The sequence below is a fragment of the Streptomyces sp. NPDC048496 genome (assembly GCF_043200055.1).
In the GTDB taxonomy this organism is placed as follows: domain Bacteria; phylum Actinomycetota; class Actinomycetes; order Streptomycetales; family Streptomycetaceae; genus Streptomyces.
Map to the genome: position 1 here is coordinate 60333 of NZ_JBICXB010000002.1, position 26222 is coordinate 86554.

22 protein-coding genes and 1 tRNA gene are annotated in these 26222 nt (G+C 70.4%); 11 read left to right on the forward strand and 12 right to left on the reverse strand.

Going from position 1 to position 26222, the window contains the following annotated elements; translation table 11 throughout:
* Nucleotides 1–199: 199 nt before the first annotated feature.
* From ACGFSA_RS02525 to ACGFSA_RS02555, 7 genes are all read left to right on the forward strand, one after another.
* Nucleotides 200–703 (forward strand): hypothetical protein, encoded by a 504-nt coding sequence (locus ACGFSA_RS02525; RefSeq protein ID WP_393298557.1) that lies wholly within the window; start codon nucleotides 200–202, stop codon nucleotides 701–703.
* Nucleotides 704–783: 80 nt separating this feature from the next.
* Nucleotides 784–1674, forward strand: coding sequence for a spermidine synthase (locus ACGFSA_RS02530; protein ID WP_393298560.1), 891 nt, complete (start codon nucleotides 784–786; stop codon nucleotides 1672–1674).
* A 629-nt stretch (nucleotides 1675–2303) separates the two neighbouring features.
* Complete coding sequence (locus ACGFSA_RS02535; protein ID WP_393298563.1) at nucleotides 2304–3632, forward strand: ABC transporter substrate-binding protein; 1329 nt, start codon at nucleotides 2304–2306, stop codon at nucleotides 3630–3632.
* Between the two features lie 288 nt (nucleotides 3633–3920).
* On the forward strand, nucleotides 3921–4919 hold the full coding sequence (locus ACGFSA_RS02540) for a carbohydrate ABC transporter permease (protein ID WP_393298566.1): 999 nt from the start codon (nucleotides 3921–3923) through the stop codon (nucleotides 4917–4919).
* Between the two features lie 16 nt (nucleotides 4920–4935).
* Entirely contained in the window at nucleotides 4936–5853 is a 918-nt protein-coding gene (locus ACGFSA_RS02545) for a carbohydrate ABC transporter permease (protein ID WP_393298569.1), read from the forward strand.
* Between the two features lie 121 nt (nucleotides 5854–5974).
* Nucleotides 5975–7435: a GH1 family beta-glucosidase gene (locus ACGFSA_RS02550; RefSeq protein WP_393298572.1), complete on the forward strand. Its 1461-nt coding sequence runs from the start codon at nucleotides 5975–5977 to the stop codon at nucleotides 7433–7435.
* Nucleotides 7436–7673: 238 nt separating this feature from the next.
* The gene (locus ACGFSA_RS02555) at nucleotides 7674–8705 is read left to right on the forward strand and encodes a LacI family DNA-binding transcriptional regulator (protein ID WP_393298575.1); all 1032 of its coding nucleotides are present in this window, start codon (nucleotides 7674–7676) and stop codon (nucleotides 8703–8705) included.
* A 109-nt stretch (nucleotides 8706–8814) separates the two neighbouring features.
* Here ACGFSA_RS02555 and ACGFSA_RS02560 read toward each other — a convergent pair.
* The 3 genes from ACGFSA_RS02560 to ACGFSA_RS02570 all read right to left on the reverse strand — a co-directional run bounded on the left by ACGFSA_RS02560 (nucleotide 8815) and on the right by ACGFSA_RS02570 (nucleotide 10861).
* Nucleotides 8815–8887: transfer RNA gene (locus ACGFSA_RS02560), tRNA-His, on the reverse strand.
* A 125-nt stretch (nucleotides 8888–9012) separates the two neighbouring features.
* Nucleotides 9013–9615, reverse strand: a complete 603-nt coding sequence (orn, locus tag ACGFSA_RS02565; protein ID WP_393298577.1) for an oligoribonuclease — start codon at nucleotides 9613–9615, stop codon at nucleotides 9013–9015.
* Nucleotides 9616–9625: 10 nt separating this feature from the next.
* Nucleotides 9626–10861 (reverse strand): helix-turn-helix domain-containing protein, encoded by a 1236-nt coding sequence (locus tag ACGFSA_RS02570; RefSeq protein ID WP_393298580.1) that lies wholly within the window; start codon nucleotides 10859–10861, stop codon nucleotides 9626–9628.
* Nucleotides 10862–11868: 1007 nt separating this feature from the next.
* Here ACGFSA_RS02570 and ACGFSA_RS02575 point away from each other — a divergent pair.
* Nucleotides 11869–12390, forward strand: a complete 522-nt coding sequence (locus tag ACGFSA_RS02575) for a universal stress protein (RefSeq protein ID WP_358862478.1) — start codon at nucleotides 11869–11871, stop codon at nucleotides 12388–12390.
* A 167-nt stretch (nucleotides 12391–12557) separates the two neighbouring features.
* Nucleotides 12558–13130, forward strand: coding sequence for an acetate uptake transporter (locus ACGFSA_RS02580; protein WP_393298583.1), 573 nt, complete (start codon nucleotides 12558–12560; stop codon nucleotides 13128–13130).
* Nucleotides 13131–13240: 110 nt separating this feature from the next.
* Here the strand turns inward: ACGFSA_RS02580 and glmS are convergent, their stop codons facing one another.
* Together glmS and ACGFSA_RS02590 are read right to left on the reverse strand one after the other, a co-directional pair.
* Entirely contained in the window at nucleotides 13241–15070 is a 1830-nt protein-coding gene (gene glmS, locus ACGFSA_RS02585; RefSeq protein ID WP_393298586.1) for a glutamine--fructose-6-phosphate transaminase (isomerizing), read from the reverse strand.
* A 43-nt stretch (nucleotides 15071–15113) separates the two neighbouring features.
* Nucleotides 15114–15389, reverse strand: coding sequence for a hypothetical protein (locus tag ACGFSA_RS02590; RefSeq protein WP_384951187.1), 276 nt, complete (start codon nucleotides 15387–15389; stop codon nucleotides 15114–15116).
* 302 nt (nucleotides 15390–15691) lie between these two features.
* Between ACGFSA_RS02590 and ACGFSA_RS02595 the strand changes: the two genes are divergently transcribed.
* Complete coding sequence (locus tag ACGFSA_RS02595; RefSeq protein ID WP_393298589.1) at nucleotides 15692–17329, forward strand: beta-N-acetylhexosaminidase; 1638 nt, start codon at nucleotides 15692–15694, stop codon at nucleotides 17327–17329.
* A 104-nt stretch (nucleotides 17330–17433) separates the two neighbouring features.
* On the opposite strand, the gene ACGFSA_RS02600 is transcribed toward ACGFSA_RS02595, so the two are convergent.
* The 3 genes from ACGFSA_RS02600 to ACGFSA_RS02610 form a co-directional block, all read right to left on the reverse strand.
* The gene (locus ACGFSA_RS02600; protein ID WP_393298592.1) at nucleotides 17434–18285 is read right to left on the reverse strand and encodes a siderophore-interacting protein; all 852 of its coding nucleotides are present in this window, start codon (nucleotides 18283–18285) and stop codon (nucleotides 17434–17436) included.
* 100 nt (nucleotides 18286–18385) lie between these two features.
* Nucleotides 18386–19414 (reverse strand): ABC transporter substrate-binding protein, encoded by a 1029-nt coding sequence (locus tag ACGFSA_RS02605; protein ID WP_393298595.1) that lies wholly within the window; start codon nucleotides 19412–19414, stop codon nucleotides 18386–18388.
* Nucleotides 19415–19522: 108 nt separating this feature from the next.
* Entirely contained in the window at nucleotides 19523–19684 is a 162-nt protein-coding gene (locus tag ACGFSA_RS02610) for a hypothetical protein (protein WP_393298598.1), read from the reverse strand.
* 20 nt (nucleotides 19685–19704) lie between these two features.
* On the opposite strand from ACGFSA_RS02610, the gene ACGFSA_RS02615 reads away from it, so the two are divergent.
* Complete coding sequence (locus ACGFSA_RS02615) at nucleotides 19705–20256, forward strand: GNAT family N-acetyltransferase (protein ID WP_393298601.1); 552 nt, start codon at nucleotides 19705–19707, stop codon at nucleotides 20254–20256.
* 79 nt (nucleotides 20257–20335) lie between these two features.
* On the opposite strand, the gene ACGFSA_RS02620 is transcribed toward ACGFSA_RS02615, so the two are convergent.
* Genes ACGFSA_RS02620 through ACGFSA_RS02635 form a run of 4 tightly spaced genes read right to left on the reverse strand, consistent with a single transcriptional unit; the run spans nucleotide 20336 to nucleotide 26161 of the window.
* Nucleotides 20336–21496, reverse strand: coding sequence for an acyl-CoA dehydrogenase family protein (locus ACGFSA_RS02620; protein ID WP_393298604.1), 1161 nt, complete (start codon nucleotides 21494–21496; stop codon nucleotides 20336–20338).
* Between the two features lie 29 nt (nucleotides 21497–21525).
* On the reverse strand, nucleotides 21526–22464 hold the full coding sequence (locus ACGFSA_RS02625) for a hydroxymethylglutaryl-CoA lyase (RefSeq protein WP_393298607.1): 939 nt from the start codon (nucleotides 22462–22464) through the stop codon (nucleotides 21526–21528).
* A complete protein-coding gene (locus tag ACGFSA_RS02630) occupies nucleotides 22461–24539 on the reverse strand; it encodes an acetyl/propionyl/methylcrotonyl-CoA carboxylase subunit alpha (RefSeq protein WP_393298610.1) in 2079 nt (692 codons plus the stop codon). The genes ACGFSA_RS02625 and ACGFSA_RS02630 overlap by 4 nt, the downstream gene beginning before the upstream one ends.
* Nucleotides 24540–24553: 14 nt before the next feature.
* On the reverse strand, nucleotides 24554–26161 hold the full coding sequence (locus ACGFSA_RS02635) for a carboxyl transferase domain-containing protein (RefSeq protein WP_366689206.1): 1608 nt from the start codon (nucleotides 26159–26161) through the stop codon (nucleotides 24554–24556).
* Between the last annotated feature and the right edge of the window lie 61 nt (nucleotides 26162–26222).

Here is a 26222-nt window from a genome sequence, read left to right on the forward strand (position 1 = left end):
GTCCCGGCGGAGCAAGAAGGTACCTGCTGTGACGGACCGCACACGCAGTGTTTGCCCATAAAACGGATATCTCGCCCGTGATTTGCCATGAACTGCCATCCTTTGCGGCGGCGTGGCACCGTAGCCCTTGACGTAGTCGACGCGTTGGTTCATGTGGAGACGGAGTCTGGCTCCGCCCGGCGATGAGAGGAGAGGTCCCTTGTTGCATCTCGGCACGGAGACCGGCTCGCGTACGACTGCGACGACGACCGGTTCCGGGGCTGCGGAGCGTGAACCCGCCACCCCCGAACCCGCCACACCCCAACCCCCGGCCTCCGAGCCCGCCGTGGCGGAGCACATGCCGTTCCCCGCCCCCGGGCCCTGCGAGCTGGTGACCGTCCCCGCCCGCCAGGGCCTCGAGGCCGTCGACATCCTGCGCCGCGGCGCCGATCAGGAGGCAGTCGGCCCGGTCCTGCACGACGGCACCTGCGACACCCTCGGCTTCCTGGTGCCGCCGGGCACCGCCGAGGCCTGGGACGTACCGGGCAGTGCCTGTACGCAGACGGGCGGCCGTGGGCTCCGCATTCCCGCCGAGCCGCCGGTCTCCGGCAGCGGCTGGCTGCTGCCGCCCGCCGCCGACGCCCCGGTCACCGACCCTGCCGCGCTGCGGGCCGCCCTCGACCAGGCGGCCCGGCTGATCGAGGCAGCCGACAACTGCTGCTGAGCTCATAATGGCCGGGGGCGTGTTCCCCACCGGTGCCGGTCCGGCACCGGAGCGATCAGCAGCGAGCAGGGGAAACAGCGGTGGCACGTCGAGGAGCATCCAGCGGTGGCGAGAACGCCCGGAGGCGTTCCGACCGCAGGCCGGAGACCCTCGCCGAGGCGGTCGACGGCGGTCTCGCCGAGCTGATACCCGACCGGGAGCGCCCGCGTGCCTGGACGCTGAACCTCGACGGCGCCCCTCAGTCCCATGTCGACCTCGACGACCCCTCGCACCTCTCCTTCTCCTACCAGCGCCGGATCGGCCACATCGCGGACCTCGTCGCTCCCGCGCAGCAGCCCCTGCACGTCGTGCACCTGGGCGGCGGCGCCTTCACCCTCGCCCGCTACATCGCCGCGACCCGCCCCCGCTCCACCCAGCAGATCGTCGAGCTGGACGCGGCGCTCGTCCAACTGGTCCGCCGGGAGCTGCCCCTGGACCCGCAGGCCCGGATCCGGGTCCGCTCCACTGACGCCCGCGCCGGGCTCGGGAAGATCCCCGACGACTGGGCGGACCTCGTCATCGCCGACGCGTTCAGCGGATCCCGCACCCCCGCCCACCTCAACAGCACCGAGTTCCTCACCGACGTACGCCGGGTGCTGAAGTCCACCGGGCAGTACGTGGCCAATCTCACCGACGGCCCGCCGCTGGCCCATCTCCGCGGCCAGATCGCCACCGCCGCCGCCGTCTTCCCCGAACTGGCCCTCGCCGCCGACCCGGCGGTGCTGCGCGGCCGGCGCTTCGGCAACGCCGTGCTGCTCGCCTCCGGGCTGCCGCTCAAGGTCGCCGAACTGACCCGGAGGGTCGCCACCGACCCGCACCCAGGACGCGTCGAACACGGCCGGGAACTCGCTGACTTCACCGGCGGCGCGGTTGCGGTGCGCGATGCGGACGCCCGTCCGTCACCGGCACCGCCGTCCTCCGCGTTCCAGTGACTCCGCGTCGCACCACGCGGTCGGACCGGACGCTCGAATTCGACCTGCCCGTGGGCACGAGGGTCAGCTCTCTGCGCACCTGAGACCGCCATCCCTCGCGTACCGCCGGGCGATGTCCCGGGTGTCGGCTTCGGGGAAAGAACGCGCAGGCGGACCGGAGCCGCCCTCGGACGCCGCCCATCGTTCACCTTCCGGCGGGCCCTCCCGTGCGAACGAGGTGGAACGGGAACCGTTTCCCGGAGCCGGGGCGCCGGTGGCGCGCCGGCGGGGGCTTCCGCCGGCCGATTCGGTGATCGTTCGGCAACAAGCCTTTGACCTGCGGGAATTCAAGAGCCTGTCAGCCTGGGGATTGCGTGCGCCTCCTTTGGCAAGCCTTCGACGGGACACGGTCGCGTGACTTGCCGGACACACTCGGGCAACGGAAGCGTCTTCAACTCTTGACACTCACCCCTTCAAGGCAGGAACCTTCCGGCATCGATGCATGGGAGCGCTCCCACATCGCTTGAGGCTTTCTCGCGCGAACGGCACTGCCCGTGTCCTCCCCCCTTGCACCCCCGGCACCCGCACACGCCAGCGCGTATGCCGCGCAGTCAGAACGCCAGTCCCACCCTGGAACAAGGAGTAGTGGAATGCGCATCACCCGCACCGTCGCCGGTCGAAGCCGCAGAACCGCGGTTCTGGCCACCACGGGCCTGACAGCCACGGCCCTGTTGCTGACCGGCTGCAGCAGCGACTCGGATTCATCGGACAACACAGGCTCCGGCGCGAATGGGAAGATCACGCTGACCGTTGCCGACTTCGGGCAGTTCGGCTACAAGGAAGCCGGTCTCTTCGCCAAGTACCACGAGCTGCACCCGAACATCACGGTCAAGGAGGACGTCACCTCCGATGAGAAGGTCTACTACCCCAAGTTGCTCCAGCAGCTGAACTCGGGCAGCGGTCTGGCGGACGTCCAGGGCATCGAGGTCGGCCGGATCAAGGAGATCGTCGACACCAAGGCGTCCTCGTTCGCCGACCTCAGCAAGGTGATCAACGTCGACGACTGGGTCTCCTGGAAGGAGAAGCAGGCCACCACGGCAGACGGCGCGGTGATCGGCGCGGGCACCGACATCGGTCCGATGTCCCTCTGCTACAACACCGACCTCTTCAAGCAGGCCGGTCTGCCGACCGACCGCGAGGAGGTCGCCAAGAGGGTCGCCGGCGGCTGGGAGGACTACCTCAAGCTCGGTGAGGAGTACATGAAGAAGGCACCCGAGGGCACCTTCTTCATGGACTCCGCGAGCGCGATGTTCAACGCCGTGGTGAGCTCCAACGCGAAGCAGTACTACGACGAGAGCGGCAAGCCGATCTACAAGGAGAGCCCCAGCGTCAAGCAGGGCTGGGACCTTGCGGCCGAGGCGGCGTCGAAGAAGCTGACCCAGGGCCTCGCCCAGTTCACCGACCCGTGGAAGGCCGCACTGCGCAAGGGCACCGTCGCCACCGTGGCCTGCCCCGCATGGATGGCCGGTCAGATCTCGATCAACGCCGGTGACGGCAACAAGGGCAAGTGGAACATCACCACCGCGCCCGGTGCGACCGCCGCCAACTGGGGCGGCTCGTTCCTCGCCGTGCCCAAGTCGGGCAAGAACGTCGACGAGGCCACCAAGCTCGTCACATGGCTGACCGCCCCCGAGCAGCAGGCGGCCGTTTTCAAGGCGATCGGCAGCTTCCCGTCCAACAAGGGCGCGTACGAGCTGCCGGACGTGAAGAACGCGACGCTGCCGTACTTCAACGACGCCCCGATCGGCCAGATCTACGCCGGCGAGGCCACGTCGATCCCCGAGACCGTTCTCGGCCCGAAGGACGGCGTCATCAAGGACACCATCTCCACCCAGATCAACAACATGGAGCAGCGCGGCACCAGCCCGGACGACGCGTGGAAGGCCGCGACCGGCGCGATCGACAAGGCGATCGGCTGACCGTCGCAGCAGCGGGCGGCCACCGGGCCGCCCGCACCTGCGCGCTCCCGGCCACCCGGCCCGCCTCCGCTGTCCGGTGTGCCGGGTGCTCATCGGCCCCTCCACGGGCGTGCCCGGACGCACCACGGGGTACCTCCCGGGCACGCCGTGGACCCGTCCGGTCCGGCCCGAGGCACCTCCGGCCACCCCGTGGACATCCACGACCGTGAGCAACCACCCACACTCCAGCCCCTACCGGGGCGCCCCCGTACCCGGGTACCCCAAGCAACCAGGGAAGGACTCCCGCCCGTGGCCACCTCGACTCCCACCCGGGACGCATATGCCCCGCCACCCGGCGGCTCCCAGCAGCCGCAGGCCGACCCCCGCCGGCAGGCGTGGCGGCGTCGGCTGTGGCGGTTCGACGACAAGGCGTCGCCGTACGCCTACATAGCCCCCTTCTTCCTCGTCTTCGGCGTCTTCGGGCTCTATCCGCTGCTCTATACCGGCTGGATCGCCCTGCACCGGGTGGAGATGACCGGCCTGGACCGGATGGAGTGGGTCGGCTGGGACAACTTCGACAAGATCCTGCATGACAGCGAGTTCTGGACCGCCGTCACCAACACCTTCCTCATCGGCGTCATGTCGACGGTCCCGCAGCTGCTGGTCGCGCTGGGCCTGGCCCACCTGCTGAACTACAAGCTGCGCGCCAGCGCCTTCTGGCGGACGGTCATCCTCACCCCGTACGCCACCTCCGTGGCCTCCGCGGCCCTGGTCTTCGCCCTGGTCTTCCGGGCCGACGGCGGTCTGCTGAACTGGGCGCTGGAGTTCGTCGGCTTCGGCGACACCAACTGGGCCAACGGGCACTGGACGTCCAAGATCGCGATCTCCGTCATCGTGATCTGGCGCTGGACCGGTTACAACACGCTGATCTACCTCGCCGCCATGCAGGCTGTGCCGAGCGATCTGTACGAGGCCGCCTCGCTCGACGGTGCCTCGCGATGGCAGCAGTTCCGCAAAGTGACCATCCCCTCGCTGCGGCCCACGATCCTGTTCACGATCGTCATCTCGACCATCGGCTCCATGCAGCTGTTCGGTGAGCCCCTGCTGCTGGAGGGCGGCACGCTCGGCGCCACGGGCGGCAACGAGAATCAGTACGAGACGCTCAGCGTCTACCTCTACAACTACGGCTGGAACCTCGGGCATCTCGGTCCTGCCGCAGCAGTGGCCTGGGCGATGCTCGCCCTCCTGCTGATCATCGCCGCGGTCAACTGGCTCATCGGCCGCTTCGTACGCACATCCGCGGTCTGACCGGGAGCGATATCCAATGACCATGACCAGCCCCACCAAAGCCCCGGAGACCGGCGTCCCGCACACGGCCCACCGGGCGCCTCGGCGCCCGAGCCGGTTCAAGCCGGGCGCGGGCAAGCAGTTGCAGGGTGGTCCGTTCGCCTATATCGCCCTGGCCGTCGTCGGCATCGGCTCGATCCTGCCGCTGTACTGGACCCTGGTGGCCGCCTCCCACACGCAGGACGAAGTGCTGGCCTCCACACCGCCCTTCCTGCCGGGCGGTCGGCTCATGCACAACCTGGACGCGGCCTGGAACCAGGCACATCTGGGCAAGGCGATCGTCAACAGCGTCATCGTCTCCGGCTGCATCACGGCAGCGACGCTCTTCTTCTGCACGCTGGCCGGCTACGCCTTCTCCAAGATGCGGTTCCGGGGCCGCAGCGGACTGATGACGGCGGTCATCGCCACTCTGACGATCCCGCCGCAGCTCAGCGTCGTCCCGCTGTTCATGATGATGTCCGACATCGGCTGGGGCGGACATCTGGAGTCGGTGATCTTCCCGACCCTGGTGAGCGCGTTCGGCGTGTTCTTCATGCGCCAGTACCTGTCCGAGGCGCTGCCGTACGAGCTCATCGAGGCCGCCAAGGTCGACGGCGCGAACAACTTCCGTATCGTGCTGAGCGTCGTGCTCCCGGTGGCCCGTCCCGCGATGATGGTGCTCGGGATGCTCACCTTCGTACAGGCGTGGAACGACTTCTTCTGGCCCTACCTGGCGCTGAACCAGCAGAACCCCACACTCCAGGTGGCCCTGGGCCAGCTGAGTGCCTCGTACACCCCCGACCAGAGCATCGTGATGGCCGGCGCGCTGATCAGCACGCTGCCGCTGCTCGTGGTGTTCGTGATCTTCGGCAAGCAGATCGTCGGGGGGATCATGTCCGGCGCCGTCAAGGGCTGACGTGACGTCACCCGACCCTTCCCTGGCGTGCCGTACGGCCTGCGCCTGACCGCAGGCCGTACGGGACCCGGAGTCCCACTCTTTCCCTGACTCTGTTCGTCCATTCTGGGAGCGCTCCCGCATGACTGCCGTACGACCCGACATCGCCCCGCAGCGGGCACCCGAGGCAACGGACTTCCCGACCGGTTTCGTCTGGGGGGCCGCCACCGCCGCCTACCAGGTCGAGGGGGCCGCCGCCGAGGGCGGCCGCACCCCTTCCATCTGGGACACCTTCAGCCGCACACCGGGCAAGGTCCGCAACGGTGACACCGGCGACATCGCCGCCGACCACTACCACCGCTACCGCGACGACGTGCGGCTGATGAAGCAACTGGGGCTGAAGGCCTACCGTTTCTCCATCTCCTGGTCCCGGGTGCAGCCCACCGGCCGGGGCCCCGCCGTCGAGTGCGGCCTGGACTTCTACCGCCGGCTTGTCGACGAGCTGCTCGAAGCCGGCATCACCCCCGTCGCCACGCTCTACCACTGGGACCTTCCCCAGGAGCTGGAGGACGCGGGCGGCTGGCCGCAGCGGGTGACCGCCGAGCGTTTCACCGACTACGCCGCCATCATGGCCGGCGCCCTCGGCGACCGCGTCGGCATGTGGACCACGTTCAACGAGCCGTGGTGCTCGGCCTTCCTCGGTTACGGCTCCGGTGTGCACGCTCCCGGCCGCACCGAGGCCGTGTCCGCCCTGCGGGCGGCCCACCACCTCAACCTCGCCCATGGCCGGGCGATCGAGGTGCTGCGCGGTCAACTCCCCGCCGGCGCGCAGACCTCGGTCACCCTCAATCTCCACCAGGTCCGCCCGCTGACCGACAGCGCGGCCGACGTGGACGCCGCCCGTCGGATCGACGCGGTGGGCAACCGGGTGTTCACCGGGCCGATGCTGCGCGGCGAGTACCCCGAGGACCTGATCGCCGACACCTCGCACATCGTCGACTGGTCGCAGTTGGTCCGCGACGGGGACCTGGCCGCGATCTCCCGTCCGGTCGACCTCCTGGGCGTCAACTACTACACGCCGACGCTGGTTTCCGCGCCTGCCGAGGGCGTCGGCGACTCGCGCAACGACGGCCACGGCGCCAGCGACTACTCCCCGTGGCCCGGCTCCGAACATGTCGCCTTCCACCTCTGCGACGGGAAGCCGCGCACCGCGATGAACTGGTCGATCGACCCCGACGGCCTGTACAACCTGCTGTTGGACGTCACCCGTGACCACCCCGGGCTGCCGCTGATGGTCACCGAGAACGGCGCGGCCTTCGACGACTACCTCTCGCCCGAGGGCCGGGTCGAGGACCCCGAGCGGATCGCGTATCTGCGCGGGCATCTCGACGCCGTGCGGCGTGCCGTCGCCGACGGCGCGGACGTCCGCGGCTACTTCCTGTGGTCGCTGATGGACAACTTCGAGTGGGCGTACGGGTACTCCAAGCGGTTCGGCGCGGTGTACGTGGACTACGCGTCCCAGCGCCGCACCCCCAAGGCGAGCGCCCACTGGTACGCGGATGTGATCCGCCGCCACGCGCTTCCCCCGGCCGACGCGTCCTGACTCGCGCGGACCCCTGAGACCCGGTCCTGTGCCGGGTCTCAGCCGTTTCCACGCGGCAGTCGGTTCTCCGGGCCCTCCCGACACTGCGCGGCCCTTGACCACGCGCGTAGAGTGGGAGCGCTCCCAAAAGGATGCTGCGGTGCGGGCGGCCGGCCCGGTGGAGTGTCAAGGGATCCCACATCGGGACTTGGTTCGGTTATCCGACTGTGAGAAATTGACCGCGAAACGGGAGGCGGCCATGACGGTAGCGCGAGTACGGAGCGGTGGGCGGCCCACGCTCGAAGAAGTCGCGGCACGAGCGGGGGTGGGGCGCGGCACCGCCTCGCGGGTCATCAACGGTTCACCACGGGTCAGCGCGCACACCCGTGAGGCGGTGGAGGCGGCGGTCGCCGAGCTGGGTTACGTGCCCAATCGCGCGGCCCGCGCCCTGGCCGGGAACCGCACGGACGCCATCGCCCTTGTCGTGCCCGAGTCGGAGAGCCGCTTCTTCGCCGAGCCGTACTTCTCCGACATCGTGCGGGGTGTCGGCGCGGCCCTCGCCGACACCGACATGCAGCTGCTGCTCACTCTGGCGGGCAGCGACCGCGAGCGTCGACGGCTGGCCCAGTACCTGACCGCGCACCGAGTCGACGGTGTGCTGCTGGTCTCCGTGCACGCCGACGACCCCCTGCCCGACCTGCTGGAGCAGCTCGGGATGCCGGCCGTGATGAGCGGCCGCAGATCCGCCTCCGAACCGCTCGCCGCGGTCGACTCGGACAACTTCGAGGGCGCCCGCAGCGCCGTCGACCATCTGATCTCCCGGGGCCGCCGGTCCATCGCCACGATCACCGGACACCTCGATGTGTACGGTGCGCAGCGGCGCCTCGACGGCTACCGCGAGGCCGTCGCCTCGGCCGGTCTCGTCCCGGACGAGCGGCTGATCGCCCCCGCCGACTTCACCGAGGAGGGCGGCGCCCGCGCCATGCGCGACCTGCTGGCCCGCCGGCCCGATGTCGACGCGGTCTTCGCCGCCTCCGACGTGATGGCCGCGGGCGCCCGTCAGGTGCTCCGTGAGGCGGGCCGGCGTATCCCGGACGATGTGGCGCTCGTCGGCTTCGACGACTCGGTCGTGGCCCGCCACATGGACCCCGCGCTCACCAGCGTGCGTCAGCCGATCGAGGAGATGGGCCGGGAGATGACCCGGGTGCTGCTCCAGGAGATCGCGGGCGGGGACCTGGGACGCCCGCAGATCGTGCTCCCCACCGAGCTGATCGTCCGCGACTCGTCGTGACGCCCGCAGCCGGTTGGGTGCCGGTGTGACGACCGTCACCCGTCCCCCCGGTGAGGGGGCATCACATGGGGAAGGGCCCCGGTCCGAAGACCGGGGCCCTTCCCTTCAGGGTGAGTAACGGGACTCGAACCCGCGACATCCTGGACCACAACCAGGTGCTCTACCATCTGAGCTATACCCACCGTGTCCGGTCTTTTCTGACCGGCCGAGAAAAAGTGTACAGGGTCCGAGAGGGTGCTCGCGCCCCAGTTGTTCAGCCGCTGATCCCGGACCTTGAAATGCCCGTGACCAGCGGCTTCCCGAGGTCCTACGACGGCGGTGCCGTCAGGCGTGTCGCGATGGCCTTGGCCTGCTCCGAGTCCGGCCCGGGTTGCGGTACGAAGATCGCCTCCCGGTAGTACCGCAGTTCCGTGATGGAGTCACGGATGTCCGCGAGCGCCCGGTGGTTGCCGTTCTTCTCCGGACTGTTGAAGTACGCCTTCGGGTACCAGCGGCGGGCCAGCTCCTTGACCGAGGACACATCGACGATCCGGTAGTGCAGATAGTTCTCCAGGGCCGCCATGTCCCGGGCCAGGAATCCCCGGTCGGTACCGACCGAGTTCCCGCAGAGCGGTGCCTTGCCCGGCTCCTTCACGTGCTCGCGCACATAGGCCAGCACCTGGGCCTCGGCGTCGACGAGCGTGGTGCCGTCGGCCAGCTCGTCGAGGAGGCCCGAGGCGGTGTGCATCTGCCGCACCACCTCGGGCATCGTCTCCAGGGCCCTGTCCGGCGGGCGGATCACGATGTCCACCCCTTCGCCGAGCACGTTCAACTCCGAGTCGGTGACCAGTGCGGCCACCTCGATGAGTGCGTCTTCCGTCAACGAGAGCCCGGTCATCTCGCAGTCGATCCACACCATGCGATCGTTCATACGTCCCACCCTACGGGGCGCTGCGCTGCCCCGGCAGGGTCGGGCGTCCGGTGGCGTATGCGTCGGAGCCCGGCTTCCCGTGCTCCGGCTGCCCCGCCCCGGCCGCTGTGGAGGCTTCGGCCGGAGGGCCCGACGGGGACGCCGTCAGGCCGGCCCTCCGGCTCGCGGATGTGCCCTGTGCGGGCACGACCGTCTCGATCGCCGTCGCCACCGGCTCCATGGATCCGCCCTGCGGACGGCGGGCCCGGTACGCGGCCCGGTACGCGGCGGGGGAGGAGCCCAGCTGGCGCCGGAAGTGTCCGCGCAACGCGACCGGCGAGCGGAAGCCGCAGCGGCCCGCGACCTCGTCGACCGAGTAGTCGGACGTCTCCAGCAGCCGCTGCGCCTGCAGCACGCGCTGGGTGATCAGCCACTGGAGCGGTGCGCTGCCGGTCAGCGAACGGAACCTCCGGTCGAAGGTCCGCCTGCTCATGTAGGCGCGCGCGGCGAGCGTCTCCACGTCGAACTGCTCGTGGAGGTGCTCCAGCGCCCAGGCCACGACCTCGGCGAGCGGGTCGGAGCCGATCTCCTCGGGTAAAGACCTGTCGAGGTAGCGCTCCTGACCGCCACTGCGCCGCGGGGGCACGACGAGCCGGCGGGCCAGTGCCCCGGCGGCCTCGGTGCCGTGGTCCGTGCGGACTATGTGCAGACAGAGGTCGATCCCTGCCGCTGTCCCGGCGGAGGTGAGCACATCGCCGTCGTCGACGAACAGCTCGCGCGGGTCGACGTGGACCGACGGGTAGCGCTTGGCCAGCGTCGGTGCGTACATCCAGTGCGTGGTCGCGGGACGGCCGTCCAGCAGCCCCGCGGCGGCGAGCACGAACGCGCCGGTGCACAGCCCGACGATGCGGGCGCCTTCCTCATGGGCGCGGCGCAGCGCGTCCAGCGCCTCGGCGGGTGGTGGCGAGGTGATCGAACGCCAGGCGGGCACCACGACGGTGCCTGCCCTGCTGATCGCCTCCAGCCCGTAGGGCGCGGTGAGTTCGAGCCCGCCGGTGGTGCGCAGCGGCCCCTCCTCCCCGCCGCAGACGAGGAGTCGGTAGCGCGGAACTCCCGCGTCCTGGCGGTCGATCCCGAACACGGAGAGCGGGATGGAGCTCTCGAAGATGGGGCCGCCGCTGAACAGCAGGACGGCGACGACTTCGCGACGTCGTCGTCCGCCGAGCTTTCGTACAGCCTCCGTTGCGGCGGCGGAGTCCTGGCTCATGACGCTAAGCCCCCCTCGGTGTTCGCGTCTTCCTGGTCCTTACGGGCCTGTCGCTCCTGCACATTTCCCCTCGGTCTTGCACGAGTCCCCAGTCTTCGGCACCCAAGATCGAATCTACTGCTTCTCGTGGTGCCGTCGTGACAAGTTGACCAACCAGCGCTATGTCGACATGGCCACTTGGCGGGAAGCATTCGATCACGAAGCGTTCCACCCCTGGGCCGTGCAGGGAAGTGCGCCTCCCGTTCGTGGCCCGTCCCTATCGGGTGGAAGCGTACCGCGTGGTCTCTTCTTGCCTGGTGGCAAGGGGGTTGATCGGCCAATTCGCCAAGGAATCGACAGGGGTGAGAAGTTGGCTGAAAACATGCGGTTGCGTGTGCCGGATTCAGTCGTTCGACCGGCGCGCGACCCCCTCCGTGCGACTGCTCCTGTGCGCCCCCTCGGTCCGGTGGGCGGCCACGCGTTCGGGCCGGCGGGGCGGGGGGCGGCAGGCGGCGATGCCGCCCCGCGAGGCCGGGAGCGAGGGCGCCGGCATCGACGGCGGATGCGCCGTACGCCACGAGGGCGGCCGGTTCGGGCGGGCGGCTGAACACCGCCCGGCGGACCATGCCGGTCGCGGACCGGTCGGCGGTGGTGACGGGCGCGGTCGGTCGGGCGGGGCGTGCGGGCGCGGCGCCGCTCCCCGGTGCGGCGCGGTGATGCGGTGCGGTGGTCACCCTGCGGGTGGTGACTCTGTGGTGCGACTCGGCCGCCGGCGGGTGTCCGCCGGGGCCGGCCACCCGGTGCCGGCCTCGGTGTGCCACGCAGCCGGCATTGCCATCTGCGGCTGCCTCGGGCATGCTCCGTGGAACGTCGCACGCGCTTTGCGGGGGTCTGGGCAGTGGAGGAGTGGCGCCGTACCCTTGGGGGTAAGGGGTTGGGAAGATGATTCCCGGACACCACAACACCGCCCGCTGACACACCTTCCCCAAGCCGCTCTCCTCACGAGGACTCTCTTCGCCGAGACACCGATGGCCGGTCACGAAATCCCCGAACCCGCGGACCGCAAGCAGGTAGCCGACCCATCGTCGGACCCCCTGGCGGTCGAAGAACCACGCCACTCCTGCGATCCCGCCTTCCGGCATGGGGTCGTGGTCGGCTTCGACGGCTCCACGTCCAGTGAGCGAGCCCTCGCCTATGCCATCGGGATGGCCCGAAGATCGGGTTCCGGCCTGATCATCGTCCATGTCGCCAATCGGCTTCCGACCACGGTCTGGGCAGGCTGCGAGCCGCCCGTCTTCGTCGATGTACCCGATCACCGCACCGAGGTCCTCGGTCTTGAGCTCGCCTGTGCGGACTACCTCTCCGAGGTGCCGTGGGTGCTCGTCGAGCGGGGCGGCGACATCTGCCACGAGCTGGAGGAGGTCGGCCGGGAGTACTCGGCCGACGCGATCGTCGTCGGCTCCACGCACGGCATCGTCGGCCGGATCTTCGGCTCGGTGGCGGGGCGGCTGGCGCGGCGTGCCCAGCGCCCGGTCGTGGTCATTCCCTAGGGCTCTTCCTTCCTGACGCGGGGGCGTCCTGGCCGGATGGCCGACGTGGCGTCAACTCACCCTTGAAAACAGGCAATCTACTCACCCGTAAAGGTGAATTGTGCGCTTGTGAAGGGTACGTAAGGGTCACTGGGAAACAGCACCACTGCCTTTGAAGGGAGCCCGCCGTGGACACTGACGTCTCTGCGGGAAGCAGCAGCACCTCCACTCTCGGCCATCTCGCCCTGGGTCTCACCCTGTTGGCGTTCGGCATCGGTCACACCCGGGTCATCGACGGGGTGACGGCGGCCGACGCCGTCTCGCTCGCACTGTATGTCGGCGGTATCGCCCTGTTCGTCGCCGGACTGCTGGAGTTCCGCGGCGGCAGCGCCTTCACCGGCACGGCCTTCGTCGGGCTCGGCGCCTTCTGGTTCACCTGGGGCACCGGTGCCGATGCCCATGTCTCCGGTCATGCGGCGGGGTTGTTCCTGCTGCTCTGGGCGCTGTTCGCGCTGAGTCTCACCCTCGGGGCGGCCGGCGGCGGTCTGCTCGCGCAGGGGACGTACGCACTGCTCTTCCTGGGGCTTCTGCTCCTGGGCGTCGGGCAGTTCGCCGGCAGCGACGGGCTCGGCAAGGTCGGCGGCTGGCTGGCCGCGGTGGCCGGTCTCGCCGCCTGGTACGGAGCGACGGCGGCGCTGGCCAAGTGGCCGACGGCGCTGCCGGGGCGTGCTGCCGGCCGGGGTGTGACGGCCGCCGGCTGAGGCAGTCACCGGCCGGTGCGACCTGGGGCGGCACCGGCCAACGGGAGAGAGCGGCCCCGCACCTTCTCTGACGTGGTGCGGGGCCGCTCTCCTGCCGTACGGGTGGCGGGCTACTCGACGGTGACGGACTTCGCGAGGTTCCGCGGCTTGTCGATGTCGCGGCCCATCGCCAGCGCCGTGTGGTACGCGAAGAGCTGGAGCGGGATGCCCATCAGGATCGGGTCCAGCTCGTTCTCGTTCTTCGGCACCACGATGGTGTGGTCGGCCTTCTCCTGGACCTGGTGCGCGACCGCGAGGATCCGGCCGCTGCGGGCCTTGATCTCCTCCATCGCGGCGCGGTTCTTCTCCAGCAGGTCGTCGTCCGGCACGATCGCGACCGTCGGCATCGCGGGCTCGATCAGGGCCAGCGGGCCGTGCTTCAGCTCGGACGCCGGGTAGGCCTCGGCGTGGATGTACGAGACCTCCTTGAGCTTCAGCGAGGCCTCACGGGCAACGGGGTAGCCGCGCACCCGGCCGATGAACATCATCGACTTGGCGTCCGCGTACTCCGCGGCCAGCTTCTTGATCTCGTCCTCGTTCTCGAGGATCTCGGTGATCTGCGCGGGCAGCCTGCGCAGCCCCTCGATGATCCGCTTGCCGTCGGCGACCGACAGGTCGCGGATGCGGCCCAGGTGCAGGGCGAGCAGCGCGAACGCGACCACCGTGTTGGTGAAGCACTTGGTGGAGACGACGCACACCTCGGGGCCGGCGTGGACGTACGTTCCGCCGTCGGCCTCCCGGGCGATCGCCGAGCCGACCACGTTGACCACACCGAGGACCCGTGCGCCCTTGCGCTTGAGCTCCTGGACGGCGGCCAGCACGTCGTACGTCTCACCGGACTGGGAGACCGCGACGTACAGGGTGTCGGGGTCGACGACCGGGTTGCGGTAGCGGAACTCGGAGGCGGGCTCGGCGTCCGCGGGGATGCGGGCCAGCTCCTCGATGAGCTGGGCGCCGATCTGGCCCGCGTGGTACGAGGTGCCGCAGCCCAGGATCTTGATCCGGCGGACCCCGCGTGCCTCACGGGCGTCCAGGTTGAGACCGCCCAGGTGCACGGTGGAGAACCGGTCGTCGATGCGGCCGCGCAGCACCCGGTCGACGGCGTCGGCCTGCTCGGAGATCTCCTTGTGCATGTACGTGTCGTGGCCGCCCATGTCGTACGACTCGGCCTCCCACTCCACGGTGGTCGGCGTGGCCGTCGTGGACGAGCCCTCCGTCGTGTACGTACGGAAGTCGTCGGCCTTGAGGGTGGCCATCTCGCCGTCGTCGAGGGTGACGACCTGACGGGTGTGGGCGACCAGCGCGGCGACGTCGGAGGCGACGAACATCTCCTTCTCGCCGATGCCGAGGACGACCGGGGAGCCGTTGCGCGCGACGACGATGCGGTCGTTGAAGTCGGCGTGCATGACGGCGATGCCGTACGTGCCCTCGACCGAGCGAAGCGCCTCGCGGACCTTCTCCTCCAGGGTGTCCGCCTGCGCACGGGCGATCAGGTGGACCAGCACCTCGGTGTCGGTCTCGGAGAGGAAGACGATGCCGTCGGCGACGAGCTTCGCACGGAGCTCGGAGGCGTTGTCGATGATGCCGTTGTGGACGACGGCGACCTTGTTCTCGGCGTCCAGGTGCGGGTGGGCGTTCTCGTCGCTCGGGGCGCCGTGGGTGGCCCAGCGGGTGTGGGCGATGCCGGTGGTGCCGGTGAAACGCTTGGGGACGCGGGCCTCCAGCTCGCGGACCCGGCCCTTCGCCTTGACCATCTTCAGCGCGGCGGGCTTTCCGGCCGCTGCCTTGCCGGTGATGACGATGCCCGCGGAGTCGTACCCCCGGTACTCCAGCCGCTGCAGCCCCTCCAGCAGCAGCGGTGCCACATCACGCTTTCCGATGTATCCGACGATTCCGCACATAGAGTCTCTGCCCCTCCATCGATGTCGTTGTGGTGCCTGGTGCTCAGCCGTAGACGATGCGGCGCAGCTGGCGGAGCGAGAGCTCCGGCGGCGCGACCGCCCGGTGCGGCAGCTCGGCCGCGATGCGCTCGAAGATCTCCGTGTTCACCAGGCCGCCGGACTGCAGTTCGCGGTGGCGGCGGCGGACGAAGTCGTCGGTCGTCTCGTCGAAGTACGCCAGCACGTCGAGGATCACCCGGGCGGCTTCGCCGCGCTGGAGCGCGGTGGAGCGCACCAGGTGATCGATGAGGTCGTCGTGCGACGAGCGGCGTTCAGGCACTCGTCGATATTGCGGTGAATGGAGCTTCAACGCAACAATTCTGCCCGATATCGGGCAGGGGTGAGTGTGATCACGCTCTCCTTCGCGCCCGGGTCGGGGTCAGAATCGCCCGGGAGTCACCCGGCGGCGCTTCGGCGCGGACGGCGACCTCGGCCGGCGCCTCGCATGCCGGGTGATTCCGGCGGCCGCAGAACGGGGAAGTGGTCTACACCTTGACCACGCGTGAGGCGCACGATACGCATGGTGATGGTTCGTCGCTCAGGAGACCCACAGGTGTGAACCCGTCGAAAGGGACCCGGCTTGTGAGACTGCACAGGACACAGCGCACCGCACTTCCCCGCCTGCTCGGCTCGCTGCTGCTCGTCACGGCGGCCGGAATCTCCAGTGCCGGCGCGACTCCGGGAGGAGCCGCGGCGCACAGCGGCCAGGCCCCCGCTGCCGCGCCCCGTCCGCTCGGGCAGATCGTGCCCGCCCCCGCCGAGGTGAAGGCGGGCGGGTCCCCGTACACCATCACCGCGGGAACGAAGATCCGCATCGACGACGACTCCGGCGAGGCCCGGAGGATCGGCACCTACCTGGCGGGCGTGCTGCGCCCCTCCACCGGGTATGCCCTGCCGGTCACCGACCGCGGCGGCGGTGACGGCATCCGGCTCCGGCTCGGCTCCGACGACAGCGAGCTGGGCGCGGAGGGCTACACGCTGAAGTCGAGCCACGGATCCGTCACCATCACCGCGCGCGGCCCGGCGGGCCTCTTCCACGGCGTCCAGACGCTCCGGCAGTTGCTCCCGGCGGACGTGGAGAAGAACAGCCGCCAGGCGGGGCCGTGGCAGGTCGCGGGCGGCACGGTCACGGACGCGCCGCGCTACGCGTACCGCAGCGCGATGCTCGATGTCTCCCGGCACTTCTTCTCCGTCGCCGAGGTCAAGCGCTACATCGACCAGCTCGCCCTCTACAAGATGAACAAGCTCCATCTGCATCTCTCCGACGACCAGGGCTGGCGCATCGCCATCGATTCCTGGCCGCGGCTGGCCACGTACGGCGGGCAGACCGAGGTCGGCGGGGGAGCCGGCGGCTACTACACCAAGAGCGACTACCAGGAGATCGTCCGGTACGCCTCCTCCCGCTACCTGGAGGTCGTGCCGGAGATCGACCTGCCGGGCCACACGAATGCGGCACTCGCCTCGTACGCCGAGCTGAACTGCGACGGGGTCGCACCGCCGCTCTACACCGGCACGAGCGTCGGTTTCAGCTCGCTGCGCGTGCCGAAGGCGATCACGTACACGTTCGTGGACGACGTGGTCCGTGAGCTGGCAGCGCTGACGCCGGGCAAGTACCTCCACATCGGCGGCGACGAGGCGCACTCCACCAGCCACGACGACTATGTGACCTTCATGAACAGGGCGCAGGCCGTCGTTGGTACATACGGCAAGACCGTGGTCGGCTGGCATCAGCTGACCGGGGCCACGCCCGTCGCGGGCGCGGTCGCCCAGTACTGGGGTTACGACCGGACGGGCGCCGCCGAGCGCAAGCAGGTGGCGGACGCGGCGAAGAACGGCACGAAGCTGGTGCTGTCCCCCGCGGACCGTACGTACCTCGACATGAAGTACAACAGGGACACCAGGCTGGGTCTGGCCTGGGCCGGCTATGTCGAGGTGCAGCGTTCGTACGACTGGAACCCGGCGACGTACCTCGAAGGCGCCCCGGAGGACGCGATCCTCGGGGTCGAGGCGCCGATCTGGTCGGAGACGGTGACGAACAGCGACGAGGTCGAGCAGATGGCGTTCCCGCGGCTGCCGGGCGTTGCGGAGCTCGGCTGGTCGCCGGCGTCCACGCATGACTGGGACACGTACAAGGTGCGGCTCGCGGTGCAGGGGCCGAGGTTCTCGGCGCTGGGGATCGACTACTACAGGTCGGCGCAGGTGCCGTGGCCTGAGCAGTGAGGTGACCGGGCGTCCTGCTGACGCCCGGTCCCCGGTGGCCGGGCGGGCCTGATCTTCCGGGCCTGCCCGGCGACCGGGGCGGTTCCGACCGGGGTGACGGCCAATTACGCGTCCTCGGCGGCCGCTTCTGCGCGCAGCTGCTCCTCACTCATCCCACGGCGCCAGTAGCCGACGAACGTCACCCGCCTGCGGTCGAACCCGCGCTCCTGGACCAGATGGCGGCGCAGCGCCCGCACATTCGACGACTCGCCCGCGATCCAGACGTACGGGGTCCCCTCGGGCAGCTCGGCGGCGCGTACGGCGTCCACGGCGGACGGTGCGCCCTCGTCCCGGACGAGCCAGCTGATCCGGGCGCGGGCCGCGGTGTCCAGCGCCTGGCGGTCCTCGGTGTGCTGGACCTCGAGCCAGACGCGGGCCCGCATGCCGACGGGCAGCCACTCCAGGGCTGCCGACGCGGCGGGAAGCGCCGTCTCGTCGGCCCAGATCAGCACCCAGTCGGTGCCCTCCGGGGGCCGGAAGCGGACGGCCGTGTTGTCCTCGACGGCCGGGCCGAGCGCCTTGAGGAGATCGCCGGGGGCGGCGGTGGCGGCCCAGCGGCAGGCGGGTCCGCCGTCCTCGTGCAGCGCGAAGTCGATATCGATCTCGGTCGATCCGTCGGGGCCGCGGCGCTGCGCGCGGACGGTGTACGAGCGCATGACGGCCCGTATGTCCTCGGGCAGGGCGCGCCAGGTGGCGAGCCAGTTGCCGTCCTTGTCGACCGGAGCGACTGGTTCCGGCTGGCCGGGGTGCGGCAGGAACAACGACAGGCTCTGGTCGCGGCCCCCGGCGGCGAAGCCGTCGAGCCCCGGACCGCCGAAGGTGATCCGGAGCATGGAGGGCCCCAGCCGCCTGGTCCGGGTGACCGTCAGGCCGAAGAACCGGAAGGGTGCGGCGGGGGGTGCGGCGGCGGTCGTCATACGAGGGCTCCTTCCAGGAACCGGGAAGCGAAGGAAAACGGCCCGGCCCGGCCGGGGGACAACCCGGGCGGGGCCGGAGGCGGGGGCGCCTGGCGCTCGGTCAGCTGACCTTCTTGGCGCCCTCGATGGCCTTCGCGAGGTCCTCGAGGATCGGCGCGCATTTGTCGTAGGAGTAGATCGGCTCGGTGGTGCGCGGGATGACCTGACCCGCCTTGACGGCGGGCAGCCGCGCCCAGGTCGGCCTGGACGTCAGGGCGTCGGGCTGCAGGGCCGAGGAGCGGTTGTCCATCATGATGATGTCGGCGTCGTACTTGTCGACGTTCTCCCAGCTCAGCTCCTCGAAGAAGCCTGCGGCGTTGACCTTCGGTCCGACGAACCTCACACCCAGCTCCTGGAAGTACAGGGTGTCCGCGGACGTCTTGGCGAGCGAGACGTAGAAGAGGTCCTGGCTGGCCGAGCCGATCATGACCTTGATGTTCGGCTTGGCCTTGGCGGCGGCGCGCAGCCGGGCCGCGGCCTTCTCGAACCGGGCCTTGGCGTCGGTCACCGCGGCGGCCCTGACGTCGGCGCCGAGGGAGGCGGCGAGATCCTCGTGGCGCTGGATCGCCTTGGGGATGGTGGTCTGCGCGGCCCACAGGGCGACGCTCGGGGCCAGCTTCAGGATCTTGTCCTTGGACTGGTCCGGCACGTACCAGAGGGCGTCCTTCTCCCACATGGCGGTCACGAGCAGCTCCGGGCCGAGCGCCGCGTACTTCTCGACGTTGAACTCGCCCCAGACGTTGCCGAGGATCTCGACCTTGCTGATGTCGAGGTCGCCGGCCTGCACATCGGCCTTGCCGTCCTTGGTCTTCGTCGGGCCGAAGACGCCCTTGACCTCGATGCCGTAGTCGTGGAGGGCGGCGGCGACACCGGTGAAGGCGACGATGTTCTTCGGGACCTTCGCGGCCTTCACGGTCTGACCGCGGTCGTCCTTGAACGTCCACGGGCCGGACTTCCCGGCACTCGAACCCGAGCCGGAGGCCTTCAAGTCGCTGCCGCCGCACGCTGCGAGTGCGGAGCCGAGACCGACGGCGCCGCCGGCGGCCAGCAGGCCGCGACGGGAGAGGGGGGTGGTCCGGACCTTGGGCATGGGTGTGTCTGCTTTCGTACGCGCCGGTGGGCGCCCGCTGACGAGATCAAAGGAAGGTTAGCCTAACCTCACTAACTGTCCAGAGGGCGGCCTGCCCGGCCGGCCGGGCTACCGGACGAGCACCCCGCCGCCGACGTCCTGGGCCCGCCGGGCCGCAGCGGTGATGTCGGCCAACCGCTCGGCCACGTAGCCCTCGTACGGACTCTGCCGGGACGGCGCGGCCCCTGTCGAGCGAATGGCGTGCCCGGCTCCAAGATCGCCACCGATCATCCCGGGTCTATGATCTGCGCATGATCGAAGGCAAGTTGGTAAGGCTTCGCGTACTGCGCGCGGAGGATGCGGAGCATCACCTCCGGTGGCGCAACGATCCGGAGGTGGCGCACTGGGCCACCGGCGGCAACCCGTGCTTCGGCCCGGTCACGGCGGAGGCCCTCGAGCTCGGCTTCGAGACGATGCTGCGGCTGAACCCGAGGGAGTCGGCCGTCTTCACGGTCGAGGACCTGGCCGACGGCGCAGTGATCGGCATGGCGGACTACCGGGACCTGGACCCGTTCACCGGGCTGGCCACCGTGGGCGTCACCATCGGCGCCCGGGACCGCTGGGGCCGCGGCCACGGCTCCGACGCACTGCGGCTGCTGGTGGGGCACCTGTTCGGGGCCTTCGGGCTGCACCGGATCGAACTGGACACCTGGAGCGGCAACGAGCGGGCCGTCCGCGCCTTCACCAGGGCGGGCTTCCGCGAGGAGGGCCGACGCCGGGCCACCGTGCTGGTGGCGGGCAAGCGCTACGACACCGTGCTGTTCGGCATGCTCCGCGAGGAGTGGCCGGGCACGACGAGCTGATCGCCGACCCGGCCCCCGCCCGGTGACCGTCGGGCCGGCAGCCCCAGCTCCCGGCCCGACGGTCACCGCCCGATGAACGTCAGGCCGGCAGCCCCAGCTCCCGGGCGATCAGCATCCGCTGCACCTCGCTCGTTCCCTCGCCGATCTCCAGGATCTTGGAGTCGCGCCACATCCGCGCCACCGGGTACTCGTTCATGAAGCCGTAGCCGCCGTGAATCTGGGTCGCCTCGCGTGCGTTGTCCACCGCCACCGTCGACGAGTACAGCTTGGCGACCGCCGCCTCCTTCTTGAACGGTTCGCCCGCCAGCAGCCTGGATGCCGCGTCCCGCCAGCCGATCCGGGCCATGTGCGCCCGCATCTCCATGTCCGCGATCTTGAACTGGATGGCCTGGTTGGCGCCGATCGGCCGGCCGAAGGCGTGCCGCTCCTTGGCGTACTTCACCGACTCGTCCACACAGCCCTGCGCCAGACCCGTGGACAGCGCCGAGATCGCGATCCGTCCCTCGTCGAGGATCCGCAGGAACTGCGCGTACCCGCGCCCCTCCTCGCCCAGCAGGTTCGCCGCCGGGACCCGGACGTCGGAGAAGGACAGCTCACGGGTGTCCGACGCGTTCCAGCCGACCTTGGAGTACGGCGCGGCGACCGTGAAGCCGGGGGTGCCGGACGGCACGATGATCGACGAGATGAGCGGGGCGCCGTTCTCCCTGCGTCCGGTCACCGCCGTGACCGTGACCAGCGCGGTGATGTCCGTACCGGAGTTGGTGATGAAGCACTTGGAGCCGTTGATCACCCACTCGTCCCCGTCGCGCACGGCCGTCGTCCGGGTGCCGCCCGCGTCCGACCCGCAGTCCGGCTCGGTCAGCCCGAAGGCACCCATCGCCTCGCCCGAGCAGAGCCTCGGCAGCCACTGCTGCTTCTGCTCCTCCGTGCCGAACCGGTAGACCGGCATGGCACCGAGCGAGACCCCGGCCTCCAGGGTGATCGCCACGGACGAGTCGACGCGGGCCAGCTCCTCCAGGGCGATCCCGAGGGCGAGATAGTCGCCGCCCATGCCGCCGTACTCCTCCGGGAACGGCAGCCCGAACAGGCCCATTCGCCCCATTTCGCGCACGATCTCGTACGGGAACTCATGGCGCTCGTAGAAGTCGCCGATCTTCGGGGCGACCACGTCGTGCGCGAACTCCTCGACGGTGCGGCGCAGTTCCTCGTGTTCGGCGGTCAGCCGGTGGTCCAGGGACATGGCGGGGGTCACTCCTTGTGGGACTGTGTTTATTGAACCGAGAGCGCGCGGACGGTACGGGACGGGCTCGACCGGCCCAGTTGTTCGGCGAGCCACACGCTGGTGGCGGTGAGCGCGTCGAGGTCGACCCCGGTTTCGATGCCGAGGCCGTGGAGCATCCACACGAGGTCTTCGGTGGCGAGATTTCCGGTGGCGCTCTTCGCGTACGGGCAGCCGCCGAGGCCGCCCGCAGAGGCGTCCACGGTGGCGACACCGTGCTGGAGCGCGGCGAGAGTGTTGGAGAGCGCCTGGCCGTATGTGTCGTGGAAGTGCACCCCGATGGTGTTGGTGTGCACGCCCTCCTCGTTCAGCTCGGAGAGCAGGTCCTGCACATGGCCGGGGGTGGCGACGCCGATGGTGTCGCCGAGGGAGAGCTCGTCGCAGCCGAGGTCCATCAGCGCCTTGGCGACGCGCACGACCTGGTGGACGGGGACCGGCCCCTCCCACGGGTCGCCGAAGCACATCGACAGATAGCCGCGGACGTGCACCTTGTCCGCCTTGGCGCGGGCGACGACGGGCTCGAACATGGCGAGCGACTCGGCGATCGTGCGGTTGAGATTGCGGGCGGCGAAGGTCTCGGTCGCCGACCCGAACACGGCGATCCGGCGCGCACCGAGAGCGAGGGCGCGGTCCAGCCCGCGTTCGTTGGGTACGAGCACGGGGAGCGCGACCCCCTTGATGTCCCGGAGGCGGGGGAACAGGTCTTCCCCGTCGGCGAGTTGGGGTACCCACTTCGGGTGGACGAAGCTGGTCGCCTCGATGGTGGTCAGGCCGGCCGCGGCGAGGCGGTGGATGAACTCCGCCTTCACCTCGGTCGGGACGACCGCCTTCTCGTTCTGCAGCCCGTCGCGGGCGCCGACCTCGTGGATGCGTACCCGGGCGGGCAGATCCGGTGCGGGCACGGTCATGGGCAGCTTGCCGGCGGTCATGCTTCCTCCTCGCTCGGTACCACCACGGCCAGCACCTGGTCCATGGCGACGGTGGCGCCGGCCGTCACATCGAGCTCGGTGACGGTCCCGGCATGCGGGGCGGAGATGACGTGCTCCATCTTCATCGCCTCCACGACGAGCAGGCTCTGCCCGGCGACGACCTCGTCCCCGACGGCCACCTTCACGACGGTGACCGTCCCCGGCATGGGCGCGGCGAGCGTGTCCGCGCCGCCGTGTGCGGTGCCGGTGAGGGATGCCTCCACGGGGTCGTGGTCCTGTACGTGCCAGGTGTCGCCGTCGCGGCCCAGCCAGGTCCCCTCCGGGGAGGTGGCGTGGGTGAACGTGTGGGTGACACCGGCGAGTTCGAAGGTGAGGCGGTGCGCGGAGACGCCGATGACCCTGGCTGTCTCCGTGCCGCCGGGCAGTGGGGCCAGCGGGCCGCAGGTGCCCGTCGCGGGCGCCGGCGGCAGTGCGCCCTCACCGACATGACCGAACGTCAGCTCGGTGCCCGCCGGGCAGGAGCGCACGGCGACCTGTACCGGGTCGTGGCCCGGCAGCCGGAAGTGGCGGACCGTGCGGGCGGGGGCGCCGCCCAGCCGCCAGCCGTCGGCCACCGAGAACGGGTCGACCCAACCGGAGCTGCCCCCGGGCGAGGTGCCCCCGGCGGCCGGCTGCCGCAGCAGCGCCGCCGCCGCGTACACCTCCTCCGGTACCCCGTCCGGCACCAGCCCGTCCACCGCGCGCTCCACCAGCCCGGTGTCGAGATCGCCCGCCACCACCTGCGGGTGGGCGAGCAGCCTGCGCAGGAACCCGGCGTTGGTCGGTACGCCCAGGATCACCAGCTCCGACAGGGCGGTGCGCAACCGCCGCAGCGCCGTGGCCCGGTCGGGTCCGTGGACGATGACCTTCGAGAGCATCGGGTCGTACAGACTGCCGACCCCGACCCCCTCACCGAGACCCGAGTCGGTCCGTACGCCCGGGCCGTTCGGCTCGCCGAGGGAGAGCACCGTACCGCCGGACGGCAGAAATCCGCGGGCCGGGTCCTCGGCGCAGATGCGGGCCTCGATCGCATGTCCGGTGAGTGTGATGTCCGGCTGCTTGTACGGGAGTTGTTCGCCGGAGGCGACCCGCAGCTGCCACTCCACCAGGTCCAGGCCGGTGATCAGTTCGGTGACCGGGTGTTCGACCTGGAGGCGGGTGTTCATCTCCATGAAGTAGTACGAGGCGGGGTCGTTGCCCGGGACGATGAACTCCACCGTGCCCGCGCCGACATACCCGCAGGAGCGGGCCGCCTGGACGGCCGCCTCGCCCATCGCCGCCCGGGTCTCCTCGTCGAGCAGGACGGACGGCGCCTCCTCGATGATCTTCTGGTGGCGGCGCTGGAGCGAGCACTCGCGCTCGCCGAGATGCACCACGTTCCCGTCACCGTCGGCCAGGACCTGGATCTCGATGTGGCGCGGCCGGTCGATCCACCGCTCCACGAGCAGGGTGTCGTCCCCGAACGAGCCGCGCGCCTCGCGCCGGGCGGCGGCGATCTCGTCGGCGAGCAGCGCCTCGTCACGCACCAGCCGCATGCCCTTGCCGCCGCCGCCCGCCGAGGGCTTCAGCAGCACCGGCATCCCGATCGCGCGCGCCGCCTCCGCGAGCTGTGTGTCGCTGAGCCCGCTGCCGGACGACCCCGGCACGACCGGAACCCCGGCCGCCGCGACGGTCTCCTTGGCCCGGATCTTGTCGCCCATCAGCGAGATCGCGGAAGCGGGCGGCCCGATGAAGACGAGCCCCGCGTCCGCGCACGCCTGCGCGAACCCCGCGTTCTCGGCGAGGAACCCGTACCCCGGGTGCACGGCCTGCGCGCCGGTGCGCCGGGCGGCCTCCAGCAGCGCGGGCACGCTGAGATAGCTCTCGGCGGCGGGTGCGGGTCCGATCCGCACCGCCGTATCGGCCTCCCGTACATGCCGGGCGTCGGCGTCCGCGTCGCTGAAGACGGCGACGGACCGCACACCCAGCTCGCGCAGGGTCCGGATCACCCGGACCGCGATCTCGCCGCGGTTGGCGACCAGAACGGTGTCGAACATCGTCATCTGTTCCCTCACATCCGGAAGACGCCGAAGCCGGGCTCACCCAGCGGGGCGTTGGCACACGCGGTCAGAGCGAGCCCCAGCACCTGCCGGGTCTCCAGCGGGTCGATGACCCCGTCGTCCCAGAGCCGGGCGGTGGCGTAGTACGCGTTGCCCTGCGTCTCGTACTGCTCGCGGATCGGCGCCTTGAAGGTTTCCTCGTCGTCGGCGCTCCAGTCGTCGCCCAGCTGGTCGCGCTTGACCGTCGCGAGAACGGACGCGGCCTGCTCGCCGCCCATGACGGAGATCTTGGCGTTGGGCCACATCCACAGGAAGCGCGGCGAGTAGGCCCGCCCGCACATGGAGTAGTTCCCCGCCCCGTACGACCCGCCGACCACGACGGTCAGCTTCGGGACCCGGGTGCAGGCGACGGCCGTGACCATCTTGGCGCCGTGCTTGGCGATGCCGCCGGCCTCGTAGTCGCGCCCGACCATGAACCCGGAGATGTTCTGCAGGAAGACCAGCGGGATGCCGCGCTGGTCGCAGAGCTCGATGAAGTGCGCACCCTTCTGGGCGGACTCGGAGAACAGGATGCCGTTGTTGGCGACGATGCCGACCGGGTGCCCGTGGATCCGGGCGAAGCCGGTGACCAGCGTCGTCCCGTACTCCGCCTTGAACTCGGCGAACCGCGACCCGTCGACGACCCGCGCGATGACCTCCCGTACGTCGTACGGCGTCCGCGAATCGACCGGCACGGCCCCGTACAGCCCGGCAGGATCGACCTTCGGCTCCTCCACGGCCTCCACGGACCAGGGCAGAGCCCCGCGCGCGGGCAGCGTGGCCACAATGTTCCGGACGATCCGCAGCGCGTGCGCGTCGTCCTCCGCGAGATGGTCGGTGACGCCCGACGTACGGGAGTGGACCTCGCCGCCGCCCAGCTCCTCCGCCGTGACGACCTCACCGGTCGCGGCCTTCACCAGCGGCGGACCGCCGAGGAAGATCGTCCCCTGGTTCCGCACGATCACGGCCTCGTCGCTCATCGCGGGGACGTACGCCCCACCGGCCGTACAGGACCCCAGCACCGCCGCGACCTGCGGAATCCCGGCCCCCGACATCCGCGCCTGGTTGTAGAAGATCCGCCCGAAGTGCTCCCGGTCGGGAAACACCTCGTCCTGCATCGGCAGAAACGCGCCACCGGAGTCCACGAGGTACAGGCACGGCAGCCGGTTCTCCAGCGCCACCTCCTGCGCCCGCAGGTGCTTCTTCACCGTCATGGGGTAATACGTGCCGCCCTTGACCGTGGCGTCATTGGCGACGATCACGCATTCCCGGCCGCTGACCCGCCCGATCCCGGCGATCACCCCGGCCGCCGGAGCAGCGCCCCCGTACAGCCCCTCGGCCGCGAGCGGTGCCAGCTCCAGGAAGGGCGACCCCGGGTCGAGCAGGGTGTCCACCCGCTCCCGGGGCAGCAGCTTCCCGCGCGCCACATGCCGGGCGCGGGCCTTCTCACCCCCGCCCAGCCTGGCCGCGGCCAGGCGCGCCCGCAGCTCGTCGCCGAGCGCGCGGTGCGCCTCCTCGTTGGCCAGCCAGCCCTGAGACGCGGGATCCGCCGCACTCGCCAGCACCGGTGCCTGCTGCATCCGTCGAGCCCCCTTGCCCGGTCGACCGGTCCGGCCGATCCGGTTAATGAGCGTTAACACG